The 13,423-nt window shown below is 68.7% G+C and carries 12 protein-coding genes; 2 read left to right on the top strand and 10 right to left on the bottom strand.

All coding sequences use genetic code 11. The features are described from left to right. Positions 1-3: 3 nt before the first annotated feature. Together N911_RS0108435 and asnB are read left to right on the top strand one after the other, a co-directional pair. Positions 4-1,314, top strand: coding sequence for a radical SAM/SPASM domain-containing protein (locus N911_RS0108435; RefSeq protein ID WP_029896180.1), 1,311 nt, complete (start codon positions 4-6; stop codon positions 1,312-1,314). 14 nt (positions 1,315-1,328) lie between these two features. Next, the gene (gene asnB / locus N911_RS0108430; protein WP_029896179.1) at positions 1,329-3,203 is read left to right on the top strand and encodes an asparagine synthase (glutamine-hydrolyzing); all 1,875 of its coding nucleotides are present in this window, start codon (positions 1,329-1,331) and stop codon (positions 3,201-3,203) included. On the opposite strand, the gene N911_RS0108425 is transcribed toward asnB, so the two are convergent. From N911_RS0108425 to N911_RS17510, 10 genes are read right to left on the bottom strand one after another with little or no spacing between them, the layout of a single operon-like run. Beyond that, a complete protein-coding gene (locus N911_RS0108425) occupies positions 3,200-4,240 on the bottom strand; it encodes a sulfotransferase family protein (RefSeq protein WP_029896177.1) in 1,041 nt (346 codons plus the stop codon). The two genes, asnB and N911_RS0108425, sit on opposite strands and share 4 nt — an antisense overlap. A 26-nt stretch (positions 4,241-4,266) precedes the next feature. Continuing rightward, positions 4,267-6,006 carry a radical SAM protein gene (locus N911_RS0108420; protein ID WP_029896175.1) on the bottom strand — a complete coding sequence of 580 codons (1,740 nt, stop codon included), beginning with the start codon at positions 6,004-6,006 and terminating at the stop codon, positions 4,267-4,269. A gap of 39 nt (positions 6,007-6,045) precedes the next feature. Beyond that, entirely contained in the window at positions 6,046-7,086 is a 1,041-nt protein-coding gene (locus tag N911_RS0108415) for a hypothetical protein (RefSeq protein ID WP_029896173.1), read from the bottom strand. Further along, positions 7,076-7,552: a hypothetical protein gene (locus N911_RS0108410; RefSeq protein ID WP_029896171.1), complete on the bottom strand. Its 477-nt coding sequence runs from the start codon at positions 7,550-7,552 to the stop codon at positions 7,076-7,078. Before N911_RS0108410 ends, N911_RS0108415 begins: the two co-directional genes overlap by 11 nt. Next, positions 7,498-8,283 (bottom strand): hypothetical protein, encoded by a 786-nt coding sequence (locus N911_RS0108405; RefSeq protein WP_029896169.1) that lies wholly within the window; start codon positions 8,281-8,283, stop codon positions 7,498-7,500. Before N911_RS0108405 ends, N911_RS0108410 begins: the two co-directional genes overlap by 55 nt. Beyond that, positions 8,280-8,975 (bottom strand): acylneuraminate cytidylyltransferase family protein, encoded by a 696-nt coding sequence (locus tag N911_RS19005; RefSeq protein ID WP_051694106.1) that lies wholly within the window; start codon positions 8,973-8,975, stop codon positions 8,280-8,282. The genes N911_RS0108405 and N911_RS19005 overlap by 4 nt, the downstream gene beginning before the upstream one ends. Beyond that, positions 8,972-10,363, bottom strand: coding sequence for a glycosyltransferase family protein (locus tag N911_RS18810; RefSeq protein ID WP_237559919.1), 1,392 nt, complete (start codon positions 10,361-10,363; stop codon positions 8,972-8,974). The genes N911_RS19005 and N911_RS18810 overlap by 4 nt, the downstream gene beginning before the upstream one ends. Beyond that, on the bottom strand, positions 10,360-11,340 hold the full coding sequence (locus N911_RS0108390; protein ID WP_051694105.1) for a class I SAM-dependent methyltransferase: 981 nt from the start codon (positions 11,338-11,340) through the stop codon (positions 10,360-10,362). Before N911_RS0108390 ends, N911_RS18810 begins: the two co-directional genes overlap by 4 nt. Positions 11,341-11,400: 60 nt before the next feature. Beyond that, positions 11,401-12,474 carry a glycosyltransferase family 4 protein gene (locus tag N911_RS17515; protein ID WP_051694103.1) on the bottom strand — a complete coding sequence of 358 codons (1,074 nt, stop codon included), beginning with the start codon at positions 12,472-12,474 and terminating at the stop codon, positions 11,401-11,403. A 2-nt stretch (positions 12,475-12,476) separates the two neighbouring features. Further along, positions 12,477-13,397, bottom strand: a complete 921-nt coding sequence (locus tag N911_RS17510; protein WP_051694102.1) for a methyltransferase domain-containing protein — start codon at positions 13,395-13,397, stop codon at positions 12,477-12,479. Positions 13,398-13,423 lie beyond the last annotated feature (26 nt).

Genomic DNA, 13,423 nt, shown 5'->3' with positions numbered 1-13,423 from the left:
ACCATGTCCCATATCGAGGGATCCGGAGAACTGGAACGGCTGGTGGCCGAATGCGAAAACTCCCGCCTGATGGCCTGGGCCGGCGGCCGGGAGACGGTGGAGGCCGGGCCGTGGCTGGTCTACATTAACCCCACCAACATCTGCAGCAACCGCTGCGTGATGTGCCCCCACGACGAGGCCATGCGGCCGGAGCGCGGCCACATGCCCATGGAACTGTTCGAGCGCATCGTGGACCAGCTTCCCGCCGGGGTGCGCAAGGTCTATCTGCTCAAGCAGGGCGAGCCGTTCCTCAACAAGCGGCTGCCGGATATGATCGCCCATCTCAAGACGTGGCGGCCGGACATCCACGTGGCGGTCATCTGCAACGCCACCGTGCCCCTGGCGGACAAGCTGGACGCCTTCATGCCGCACCTGGACTCCCTGGGGCTGTCCATCAGCGCCCTGAGCCCCGAGACCTACCGCGCCATCCACGGCACGGAGCACCACGGCCGGGTGCAAGACAACCTGGCGGCCCTCGACGCCTGGATGGCCCAAGCCGATCCCGAGACGCGGCCGCACGTCTACGTGGCCTACGTGCGGCAGCGGGCGAACATGCACGAGGGCATGGAGGAGGTGTTCGAGCACTACCGGGCGAACTACCCCAACCTCTGCTCCATGGACTTCCACCCCCTGTTCAACTGGCAGGGCTACATCGAGGAAGGCAACCCGGACCTGGCCGGGCCGGTGGAGGACGAGGCCCTGCCGTGCTGCATCTACCCCTGGTCCACCCTGACCATCTGCCACGACGGCAAGGTGGCCTACTGCCAGGAGGAATGCCGGGAGGACCACTTTCTCGGCGACCTGACCGAGCAGTCCCTCATGGAGGTCTGGAACGGGGAGGCGTTCCGCCGCTTCCGCCGCCGCCTGGCGGCCGGACGGTACAGCGAACTCTGGGACGACGGCTTCCTGTGCCGGGAGTGCTCCTATCTCTGGGACTGCCACTCCCAGTCGCCCCAGAATCTCGCCCAGGGCTACGCCATGGGGCTCGGCCAGCGGGAGCCCAGCTTCGGCAACCTCCTGGCCCTGCCAGCCGCGGAGCTGGCCGAACTGGCCGCCAAGTGGTTCCTGCAGGGGGAGCTGCACAAGACCGCTGGCTGCCTGGCCCATTTCGGCCGAGCGGGCGCGCCCGGGGAGTTGCGGGCCCCCCTGGACCGCCTGCGCGTCCTGGTGGACCGGGTTCTGGCCGCCAATAAGGGGCACTATGAACGGAAGGTCAAGCCGGGAGAGACCGGCCGCCCCACCTACTTCCCCCTGCCGGGCGGCCTGCGGAAGTAGCCGGAGCGATTGGCATGTGCGGCATCGTCGGAGTGATCGACTTTTCCGGGCGGCCGGTGGCGCGGGAGACGCTGGCGGCCATGACCCGGACCATGGCCCACCGGGGTCCGGACGGCGAGGGGGTGCTGGCCAAGGGCAACGTTGGCCTGGGCCACCGCCGCCTGGCCATCATCGACCTCAGCCAGCGGGCGGCCCAGCCCATGACCTCGGCCGACGGCCGCCGCCATCTGGTGTACAACGGGGAACTCTACAACTTCCGCGAACTGCGCCGCGAACTGGAGGCCGAGGGCGCGTCCTTTCGCTCCGACTCGGACACCGAGGTGGTCCTGCAGGCCCTGACCCACTGGGGGGAGAAGGCCCTGGAGCGGTTCAACGGCATGTTCGGGCTGGCCCTGTGGGACGAGGACCGGCGGGAGATACTGCTGGCCCGCGACCGCTACGGCGTCAAGCCGCTGTACGTGGCCCGGCGCGGGGAACTGTTCGTCTTCGCCTCCGAGGCCAAGGCAATAGCCGCCCACCCCGGCTTCGAGACCCGGCTGGACCACGAGGGGCTGCTGGAATACTTCACCTTCCAGAACTTCCTCTCCCGCCGCACCCTTTTCCGCGACGTGGAGACCCTGCCTCCGGGCCACTGGATGAAGGCCAACGGCGAACGCCCCCTGGGCGGGCCGAGGCAGTACTGGGACTTCGACTTCAGCGAGCCGTGCGGGGCGGCGGACGAGCGGGAGTACGTGGAGGAGCTGGATCGGCTGTTCAGCCAGGCGGTGCGGCGGCAGCTGGTCAGCGACGTGGGCGTGGGCTCCTACCTCTCCGGGGGCATGGACTCCGGCTCCATCACCGCCGTGGCCGCCTCCGAGCGGCCGGGCATGCGGACCTTCACCTGCGGCTTCGACCTGGGCACCGCCCGGGCCGAGGAGCTGGACTTCGACGAGCGCAGCGCGGCCGCGCGCATGGCCCGGGCTTTCCGCACCGAGCACCATGAGGCGGAGTTGGACTCCGCCCGTATGATCCAAAGCCTGCCGGACATCGTCTACCACCTGGACGAGCCCAGGGTGGGGCAGAGCTACCCCAACTACTATGCCGCCAAGATGGCCTCCGAGCACGTCAAGGTGGTGCTCTGCGGCACCGGCGGTGACGAGCTGTTCGGCGGCTACCCCTGGCGGTACTACCGCGCTGTGTCCAACGCCTCCTTCGACGAGTACGTGGACACCTACTACGGCTTTTGGCAGCGCCTCATCCCCAACCGGGTCATCCGCCAGGTATTCGCCCCGGTATGGCCCAGCGTGAAGGACGTCTGGACCCGCGACATCTTCCAGGGCGTTTTCAAGCGTCACGCCCGCCGTCTCTGTTCGCCCGAGGACTACGTCAACCACTCCCTGTACTTCGAGTGCAAGACCTTCCTGCACGGCCTTCTGCACGTGGCGGACAAGCTCTCCATGGCCCACGGGCTGGAGAGCCGGGTGCCCTTCCTGGACAACGACCTGGTGGATTTCGCGGTGAAGGTGCCGGTGCGCATGAAGCTGCGCGACCTGACCCGGGTGGCGGCCATGGACGAGAACGAGCCCGGCCCCAAGCAGCAAAAGTATTTCCAGCGCACCAACGACGGCAAGATCCTGCTGCGCAGGATGCTCTCGCGCTACGTTGACGACTCCATCACCAACGGGGTGAAAAAGGGCTTCAGCGGGCCGGACGCCAGCTGGTTCCGGGGCGAGAGCATCGGCTATGTGCGCCGCACCCTCTTTTCCCGCGAGACCCGCCTCTTCGACTACTTCGACCGCGAGGCCATCCTGGAGCTGGTGCTGGACCACCTGGAAGGCCGGGCCAACCGCCGCCTGCTGGTCTGGTCCCTGCTCTCCTTCGAGCAGTGGTGCCGCAGATTCCTGGGTTAATCCGGCGGATAGAGGGGAATCTCGGGCCGGGTGAAGATGGACTTCAGGGTCTCGAAGCGGCGCTGCCGCCTGGCGTCCTCTTCCGGGTCGCGGGCCTTTTCCTCGCTTTCTGCCGCCTCGCGTCGCTCCACTTCGTCCACCAGCCGGTCAAGCTCTTCGAAGTCATCGCTTGTCGAGTGGACCGGGGAGTAGCCCAGCATCTCCATTTCCCTGGCGCAGACGTGCTCGATCCAGCGCACCTCGGCCTCGTCCAGTTGGGTGGCGAATTTTCCGTAATTCTCAGGGTTCAGGGGGGAGGAGAGGTTACGGAAGGCCTGGCTGGCCTCGGCGTCGCCGCGCGCCTTGTCCGACTTGTGGAAGTCCAGCATGGCGGGCTCGTAGGCAAGCCCCAGGGTGTCGCACACCCGGCGCAGTTCCGTTTCAGGCCGGCGCAGCAGGTCTTCGTAGCGCAGCAGCACGATGCGCCCGGTGTCCCGCAGGGCGGAGTAGACCTCCAGGGAGTCCCGCTGGTTCTCCATCCACAGCTTCGCCCCACCCCGGATGCCCCGGTCCTCCTTGCCCGCCATCCACCAGGTGATGCGCTTCCAGGACAGGGCCATGTCCCTGGGGTCGCGGACCATGAACACGAACCGGCAGTCCGGGTAGTTGGCCATGAGGAAGGGCACCAGCCGGTAGCACCAGTTCTCCTTGATGAGCACGCTGGACTTGCCGTAGCGCTCCATTTCGGCCTCGTAGATGCGGCGGATGACCTCGGCGGGGTTGCGCTCGCGGCAACGGCGGAGCAGGTCTTCCTCGTCCACCCCGCTTTCCCAGTGGATGAAGGTGGTGCGCATCAGCTCGGCGCAGTCCGCCACCATGCGCCGCCACTCGGCGTCGTCGGCGAGGTCGCCGTAGCGGGAGCGGTTGTTGTGCATGATGCGGTGCAGGTGGGTGGGCGCGGCCCCCAGGCACTCGGAGTTGGCGTGCATGATCCGCAGAAACAGGTTGCTCCCGGAACGCTCGCTGACGATGAGGAAATTGAACGGGGTTTCCGCCATGCTCTCTCCGCCCTCTCGGGCCTTGCTCAGGAATACAGCCGGTGCACCCGCAGCGCCTCGCCGTGGGCGTCAACCAGGGACCGCTCTATATCGTACTCGAAGGCGCGGCTGCAAATGACCACCTCCGAGGCCCATTCTGGGATCTCACTCGGCGGCACCACCGGCAGGTCGCGGAAGGTGGAGCCCCACTTCCTCTTGTCGTTGTCAGAAAAGGCCACCACGTTGGCCCGGGCCAGTTCCGTGCTGTCCAGCAGCAGATCGGCGCATCCCCCCGCGCCGAAGAGCACCACCGGCCCGCCCGCGGTCTGGGCCAGCGCCTCGTCCGTCCTGGCCTCCACCACGTCCGGGGAGAGGACGTGCACGCGCTCCTTGCCCAGGCATGTCTCGGCAAACTCCTTGTAGCGGTCGAAATCCCGGGAATAGCAGGCCAGGAGGAAGGGTGTGTCCAGGCGCGGAGCTTCCTCCGGCGGGATGATGGGCAGGCCCAGCACCTCCGTGACCTCCTCGGGCAAGTCCTCCAGCAGGCAGACCCCGGCGATGGTGAAGTCCGGCTCGGTGGCTTGGTAGTGGAAGAGGAAGTAGCCCGTTTCCTCGGTCAGCCCCAGCAAGATGACGCGCTGGCCCCGGAAGCGGCTTTCCAGGTGGGCGGTGAGGTGCTCCAGCCGGTCCGGATAGGCGCGGTAGTAGGTGTTGATTCCTTTCTCCGCCTGCAGTTCCAGTTCATCCCGTCGCTTGGCCAGGTGGCGTCGCAGCCGCTCGTGCCCGGCTTCCCGGGCGGCTTCGATGCCCCGGTCGAAGTCCGCCTTCCAGTCCATGCCCTTGAGCAGGCCGCTGAACATGTAGACGTTCTCGTCCAGGAAGTCCCCGAAGATGGGCGAAAACTCCGGCTCGAAGCCAAGCTCCAGAAAGAGGGGCACCATCTCCGGCAGGGAGGGGATGGTGGTGCGCATGAGCACGGTGCGGGTGGCGATCCGCCATCCGGGCCGCTCGGCCGCTTCCTGGCTCAGGAGGCGGAGGTTGGCGAGGATGTGCTCCCAGGTCTCGCCCACCCGGACCTCCTCGTAGGCCTGGCCGTGGCCGTCCACGCTGACATTGACGTCCAGGTGGTCGAACCGGCGCAGCAGGTCCATGTGCTTGTCCAGCAGCTTGCCGTTGGTGGTGGTGGACAGGATGGTCTGCGGATGCAACTCCCGGGCTGCGAAGTCCATGATCTCCAGGGTGGCGGGCGTGAACAGGGGTTCGCCCCCGGCCACGGTGAGCATGGGGATGCCCCGCTTTTGCAGGGAGGCGATGAGGCTCTTGGCGTGGGGCACGAAAACGTTGCCCTTGCGCGGCTTGCCCCGCCTGGCGTCGCTGTGCACCGTGCACATCTTGCAGCGGATGTTGCAGACACCGGGCAGGGACAGGGCCAGGTTGAGCGGGGGCTGCTCCATCTCCTCGCGGCCCTGGGCGATGGCCTCCCGCACCGCCTCCACCCGCTCCCGCAGAAGCGGCGCGGTCAGGCGGGAGTAGTCGGCCAATTCGGGATAGTGCAGCTCCGCCCGGATGCAGCTCTGGCAGGCGGTCCCCTTCACGTCGCCCGTGGCCAGCCTCCGGCGCAGGTCGCGCATGAAGGGGCTGTTGAAGACCTCCAGCAATTCGGCCTCGTTGGAGGGCGGCTGCCGGTAGACCCCGGCCATGATGCGGCAGCAGGGGCGGTACCTGTTCTCGGCCACGATGATGTTTTCCCAGGGGGCCACGCACAGGGGAGCGAAACCGTCAGACATGTCGTTCTTCCTTGTTTCGTCGTCTCGGGGCCGCCGCGCTCATGCCGCCGGCTCCCGCGAGAAAATGTCCGGATTCGGCCGGAACCGCGCCAGGCACATGGCCTGTGACTGCGGGATGGTGGGCACGGCCGTCTTGAACAGCACGTACAGCAGGCCGTCCGCCACAAAGGCCTCCATGCCCAGACCGGAACCCAGGCCGAGGGCCTCCTTGAGGGGCCGCCAGTCCAGGAAGCCGCGCCCCGTGACCGCGCCGTCCTTGATGAAGAGCAGGTGCAGTCCGGACCAGTCGCAGACCAGCAGTCCGCCGGGGAATGGCTTGGCCCCCACCGGGCGGTGGAATCCCCCGGCCAGCGGGCGGAACCGCCCAGTCGGCCCGGCCAGGGAGATTTCGCCGTAGTCCGCCTTGGCCGGGTAACGCTCCAGCAGCACCGCTTCCCCGCCCAGCAGGCAGGGCAGGGAGGGAATGAAGGGCAGGCCGTTGCCGCAGAGGCGGATGACCTCGCCCGTGGGATTCAGAAAGGCCGGGCCGTCCTCGCCCAGCACGGCCAGCTGGTCCGCGCCACCTGCCAGAAAGGAGGCGGGCCGCTCCAGCCCCCGGATGGCCACCCGCTCCCCTAGGCGCATGTCGCGGTCGGTAAAGCGGAGGGACAGGCCGTCCTCCCCCAGCAGGGCCAGCCCGCCGCCCCAGGGGGTCATGGCGCGGAAGCTCCCGGCGTCCAGGGGTTCCGCTTGGCCGCCGGAGTCGTCCAGGTCGACCGCCACCACGCCGCCGCCCCGGATGTTCAGGCCCAGCAGCCGGGAAGGACCGGCAAGCGCCATGTGCTTGAGCATGAACGGCCCCCGGGCGGGGTCGGAGCGGAAAAAGTCCTGGGGATGCAGGCGCAGGGTCCGCGTCTCACCGCCGGAGGCATCCGGGCGGACCGCGCCGCAGATGTCGCCGTACAGCCGTCGGGCCCTGCCCTGGCCCCGGCTGGCCGGGTCCAGGCCGTGCAGCAGGCGGCGCGCGGCCATGCGGTCCACGGGGACGGTGTCGGCTTGGTGGAAGGTGACAGGTACGGGAATGGGCGCGTCAACCGGCATCAGGGCCTCCCTCGGCCATCCGCCGCCGCACCACGCGCCGCAGCAGTTCCAGCGGTGTGTCCGCCGCCCAGGAGCGCTCCGGCGGCAGGCGCAGGAGCCGGGCTCCGCCGGCACCTCCCCCGTGCTCCAGGCGGGCCAGGTCGTCCAGCCGTCCCAGGCAGAGGCTGCCGTCCGGCACCAGCACGTCCGGCAGTGACTGCCTGCCGGTGATGGGCTTGCCGTCGGCCGTGGCGTGGCGCTCGGCCGACCAGGCCGCGCCGGGGTCGAAGGGCCGGGTGAAGCCGTAGGAGCCCCCCCGGCAGCCGCGCTCCACAGCGTACAAAAAGCCGGGCGCGTCCGAGTCCTCCAGGCGGGCGGAGCCGTCGGCCAGGGACGGCACCAGCCAGTGGCCTTCTTCCAGGCCGTCCCCGGTCAACGGGGCCAGCCGGGCTTCCCCGTCCGCGATGCCCGGCAGGGCGAGCCGCACCCCGTCCGGTCCGAGAACCAGCCAGGGCGGGGCCGGGCGGCCTCCGTCCAGGCCGAAGGAGGCCCCAGGACATTCCCGTCCGCCGTCGCCCCGCGCCAGACAAGCCGCGCCGTGCCCCGGCCCGTGCGCAGCAGCACCGAACCGGAGTCCCCGCCGTCGAGGTCGGGGCGTCCGGCCGCGTCCAGGGAGAGCGTGTCCGCCTCGGGGACGGCCTCCCCCCAGGCCAGGGGAAATTCGCGGGAGACCGGGCCGCCCCGGGCCAGTTCGCGCGCCTCTTCGGGCGGTTCGGGGTCGAAGCGCAGCACCAGCCCGGCTGCGGGCACGTCGTAATACTGGCGGAGCTGGGCCGGGTGGTCCCGGGGCACGGCCACGGACAGCACGGGCGTGTCCGGGGCGGCGGCGTGCAGGCGCAGCGCCCCATACACGTCGTCCGGGTGGAGGAAGGGATTGCGTGGGTCCAGCCCCAGCACGGCCGTGCCGCCGTCCAGCTTATCCCCCAGCAGTTCGGCCACCCGGCCCTGCAGGCTCGCCGAACGTGGAGCGGAACACCGGACAACCTCCAACCCAGAAGCCAGGGCGGCGGCGCGGGCGGAGTCGGTGTACAGCGCCACCCGCGCCACACCCTCCAGTCGGGCCAGCCCGGCCAGGGTCTGACCCAGCAGGGCGGCGGCTTCCGGGGCCAGCCAGTCGGCTCCTCCGGCGTTGGGGAAAAAGGGCAGGCAGGCGATCATAGCTCGAAGTCGTACAGTCCCAGGCGGATGACTTCCTCCGCCAGTCGCAGGTCTTCGGGTTCGTCGATGTCGATGCACTCCACCTCGTCCTCGATGACATGCAGGTAGTCCCCGCGCGCCTGGAAGTCGAAGCTGGTGCCCTTGAAGAAGCCGTAGGAACGGTAATAGGTCCGGCCCGCCGGGGAGACGTCGTGGTCCAGAAGGGGGCGGGCCGCCCCGTCGTGGTCCGTGAGGTAGCCTGCCGGGCCGGGCATCACCCGGCGGCAGGTGGTCACGGTCTCGTACCCTTCCAGCAGCCGCCCCACCAGCCGCCCCACCACCGGGGCCTTGCGGAAGGGATGGGTGGGGTAGAGCACCACCTGGGCCTGCGGGGCGTAGCCTTCGGTCTCGAAAAGCCGGTTGCGCAGGTGCAGCAGGGCCTGGCTGATCTCCGCCTCGTCCGTGGCCAGTTCCGGCGGCCGCAGGAAGGGGACCTCCGCCCCCAGCCGCACCGCCTCCTCGGCCAGTTCCGGGGAGTCCGTGGAGACCACCACGCGGTCGATCTCTGGCACGGCCAGGGCGGTGCGGATGGAGTGGCCGACCAGGGGCACACCGCCCAGGAGGCGGAGATTTTTGCCCGGAATGCCCTTGGAGCCGCCCCGGGCGGGGATGACCGCCAGGACGCCCCGGCCGCGCAGGGGGGTTCGGCTCACGTGTTCCTCCGTCGCAGCCGTTGCCGCAGCCAGGATCGCGCCTCGCCCGCGCGGCGGTAGGCGATGAGCAGGGGGCGGATGGCGGCGTTGCCCAGCCGGAACCGCAGGCAGCGGTGGCCGTACCGTTGCTCCATGGCGCGGTAGGCCAGCACGGCTGTGCCGATCTCGGCCATGATGCGGCGCATGGTCAGGCACTCGCGGAAGTCCAGGTAGGTCTCCGCCCACTCGGAAACGCGTCTGCGCCGCTCGGCCATGTCCTCCGGTCCCAGGGCCAGAAAGGATTCCATGGCCGAGCAACATTCCTCCACGCTGGACGCGCGGGTCAGCGGCGGCTCCGCGCCGAAGACCTGGGCGTTGTAGAAGAGGTCCGCGGCCCGCACCAGCGGCGCTCCCAGGGACAGGGCTTCCCGGGAAAGTCCGCCCAGCGGGGCCTCGCTCGGGTTGAGGTTGTCGAAGACCACGGCGTTGGGAATGCTCAGGTAGGTCATCAGCTTCCAGAAGGGCAGGTGCTCCACGTAGTCGATGCGGTCCTCCACGCCCAGCTCCCGCGCCCTGGCCTTGAAGGCCTCGACGTCGTAGCCGTGGGAGCCCACCACCGCCCGGGCGTCGCCGCCTTCCCGCGCCACGCGGGCGAAGGCCTCCAGAAAAACGTCCGCCCGCTTGGTGCAGCCGGCGCGTTCCACCTGGAAGTTCACCCGGCTCAGCCAGAGGAAGACCTTGTTGCTGTCCGCGTACCTGGCGGTCAGCTCCGCCAGCAGGTCCGCGTCCACGTACGAGCGGTTGCGCCGCACGTCCTCGGGAAAAATGTGAAACATGACCCGGCCCTGGATGCCGAGGTCCTTGCACAGCCTGGCCAGGCTGGCCCAGATGCCGGAGAATACCCGGTCGGTGTGCAGCAGGGCGCGGCGGTAGATGAAGCCCGTCACTTTGTCCGCCAGCGGCTTGCGGTCCAGCCAGCCCACGGAGGGGATGATGGCCGCGTTCTCGCCCATGCCGATGTGGAAGACCGGGATGGTGTCGAACTGCAAGCCGAACATGACGGACGGGCCGCTGGTGAAGACCAAGTCGAAGTCGCGCTCGATGGCCCTGGAGGCCGGGGTCTTGCGGAAATAGGGGTAGGGGGCGTTCAGGTCCGTGTACATGTGGACCCACGGACAGGTCGTTATGTCGAAGTTCCTGTCCATGAGGACCGGGCGCGAACGGACCTGGTTGAGGTTGTCCGGGTGCATGTACACGTGGGCATCGAACCCGAAGGCGCGTAGCCAGCGGCAGAGGCGGAAGGCGCAGTTGTCCTGGTTGCCGATGAAGGCCACCCGGATGGGGCCGCGATTCGGTTCCGCCGCTTGCGCGCCGCACCGGGGGGTCTTGTCTTGCGGTGCCGTCATCATGCCGTCTTTCTGAATCGCCCGGAGTAGCAGGCCTTTTCCTTGTGGAAATGCACGGTCTCCATGGCCGCCTCCTCCACCCAGGAGCGGAACTCCTCCTCGGTGTACCGGAAGGCCTGGGAGGGAGAGTACCAGTCGTAGTTGGTCATGACGCTGACGAACTCGCCCAGCTCCTCGTTCCAGTAGCATTTGAGCAGGTTCCAGTAGATGAACCGTTGCACCGTCATCTCCCCGCCCTCGATGCCCAGCAGAGGGACGTCGGGTATGGCGAGGGGCTGGTCCAGGGAACTCAGGACTCGGCCAAGTTCGGTGAGCTGCTCGGAAAGCTCCATGAGCTGCTCATGGCTGTAGTCCGCGCAGGCCTCCCGGAAATAGTCGTCCAGCAGCTCCCTGGGCAGCGCCTTCTTGCGATAGACGTAGACCGAGACGTCCCCGCCCGTGGCGGCCACCCGCGCCAGCTCCCGGAACGTCCGGCGCGGCGCCTCGGTGTGGTGGATGACCTGGTCGCAGGAGACGTAATCAAAGGAGTTGTCGCGCACAAAGCCCAGGTCGGCGATGTCGCACTGCACAAACAGCAGATTGGGCAGGTGGCGGTAGTAGGCCGAGGCCTCAATGATGGAGTCGGAGATGTCCGCGGCCACCACGAACGTCTCCGGGGAAAGCTCCGCGAACCAGGCGGCCTTGTGCCCCATGCCGGTCCCCGCATCCAGGACGTGGCCGCAGTTCCGCAGATAGGAGCGCAGCTCGTCCTCGCTGGAGAAGCCGTACAGGTCCAGGTACCACTCCTTCTGGTTGGCCACCATCTTCTCGAAATCCGCGTCCCCGTGCGTCATCTGCCCCCATTTCTTGGAAAATGCTTGGGCGGTCTGGTCCTGGGTCGCGGAACCGGGGGCGGAAAGGAATGAGATGCAGTTTTCGCCGAGGGTCGCGAAGCCGGTGGAGGACAGGAAAGGGAGCTTGCCGATTTCAATGGTGCCCATGCCGGGTTCCTTTATAATGCGTTGCGTCAGACAGCGTTTCGAATCGATTCCGGGGATGACTCACGTCGCGCCTCCGGTGGCCGTGGCCTCCCGCCAACTCGCCACCGACTCCAGAATGGTCCGTTCCAGCACCCCGCCGGTGGTGCGCATGTCCAGCTCCCCGGCGCGGCGCACGCCCTCGCGGGAGAAGCGGGCGTAGGTTTCGGGGTCGCGCAGCAGGTCGAGTATGGCCGGGATCCGCTCGTGCTCGCCCTCCGGGTAAATGAGGCCCGCCCGGCCCCGGTCCAGCACGGCCGGAATGTCGCCGATGTCCGGGGCCACGCAGGGCACGCCGCTGGCCATGCCCTCCATGAGGGTGATGGGCCAGCCCTCGTGTGTGGAGGCCAGCAAGCAGACGTCCACCTCCTTGAAGAAGGCGGCCGGATCGGCGGCGTAGCCCAGATGGGCCACCGGGGCGCTCTCCATAGCCCGGGCCACCTCCCGGCAGTAGTCCGGGAACAGCTCCTTGCCCGCCAGCACCAGTTCGCACCGCCCGGCGCGCAGGTCGTCCCCCAGCACCTCGATGACGCGGGCCTGGTTCTTGTGCGGGGCGATGTTGGCCAGCATGCCCACCCGAAGCCGTTCCGGCTTCCCGGCCCGGCGCGGGTGCATGGGGAAGTTTTCCAGCCGCAGCCCGTTGGGCAGGATGCCGCCGGGCGGCAGGCCCATGTCCAGGCGGCGGGCGTTGTCGCGCAGCCTCGGCCCGCTGAAGAGCAGGGCGTCCACGTTGGCGTAGGTCAGCGCCTCCAGCTCCGGGTCGAAATACTCCTGGTTGCCCTCCCACCAGCGCAGGTAGCTGCGGATGTACACCGCCGGGGCGGGCCGCCGGGACAGGAAATCGGCCGTCTGGCGGGCGTAGCGGTTGGTGCGGATGACCAGGCAGTCCGGCTCGGCGCGCTCCACCAGCCGGAAGGCCTCCTCCGGCCCGCCGCTGACGTGCTCGATGCCCATGCCGTCCAGCATGTCCTCGATGGGCCCGTGGTCGTAGGACCAGCAGAACTGCTCGAAGCGGGGGGCCAGGTGCTCCACCAGCATGGCGTGCTGCCGCTCCACTCCGCCCACGCGGTAGGAGTTGAAGAAGTGGACCAGCCGCATGCTCAGTCCGCCTCCCGCACGGCGAAGAGGCTGATGAGGGGGTTGCCGTGCTCGCAGCGCGTTTCCACCGGGGCGAACCCGGCCGCTTGCACCATGCGCGTCAGGATGTCCCGATCGAAGTGGTGGGTGTGGTTCCAGTAGAGGAAGTTCCAGTTGGCCCCCAGCTCCTCGAAGGCGCGGCAGCCGGTGTGGAAGGTGTTGACGTAGAGCACGCCGCCGGGCCGCAGGGCGCGATGGGCTGCCAGCAGGTCCCGGTAGGGGTGGTAGGAGTGCTCCAGGTAGTCGCACATGGTCACGGCGTCCAGGCTCCGGGGCTCGATGTCCATGCGCGGCAGGGGGGCGCCGGAGACGTCCAGGCCCAGGCGCTCCCGCATGGCCCGCACGGCGTAGCCGTTCAGCTCGTTGCCGCTGACGCGGATGCCGCGCTTTCGGGCCGCCTCCATGAACAGGCCGACCCCGGCGCCCACGTCGTGCAGGCGTTCCAGGGGGCCGCCGTGCACGCGTTCCAGGTCGTCCAGCAGCGCGCCGAAGGAGCGCAGCCATTTCTCCTTCCAGCCCGGCAAGGAAAACTTGATGTTGGAGGACAGGGCCACGCCGTACTTGAGGCGGTTCTCGGTGAACTCGACGGAGCGCGGGGTCTCGGCCAGCAGGTAGTCCTCCCAGACGTCCTCGGCGATGCGCGGGGTGGTGAACCACAAGCCGCAGCCATCGCAGGCGGCGATGCGGCCGCCGTCGCCAGTGACCAGCCGCTCGGTGGATTCCTCCGCGCCGCAGAAGTCGCAGGCGGGGTATTCGTCGAAGGGGGCCACGCGGTCCTTGGACTGGTCCGCCTTGGTGTAGTCCGGCTTGAAGAAGCCGCGCTTCTTCAGGGCCAGGCACAGCCGTCCCTTGGCCCACCAGGCCGCCTTGCCGAGGGGATTCACCGCGCCTCCCGCGTCATGCCGCCTCC

The sequence above is a fragment of the Desulfohalovibrio reitneri genome, assembly GCF_000711295.1.
GTDB classification, from domain to species: Bacteria; Desulfobacterota; Desulfovibrionia; order Desulfovibrionales; family Desulfovibrionaceae; genus Desulfohalovibrio; species Desulfohalovibrio reitneri.
Note: the sequence above shows the minus strand (reverse complement) of the source record. Positions and strands in the feature narration are given on the sequence as shown.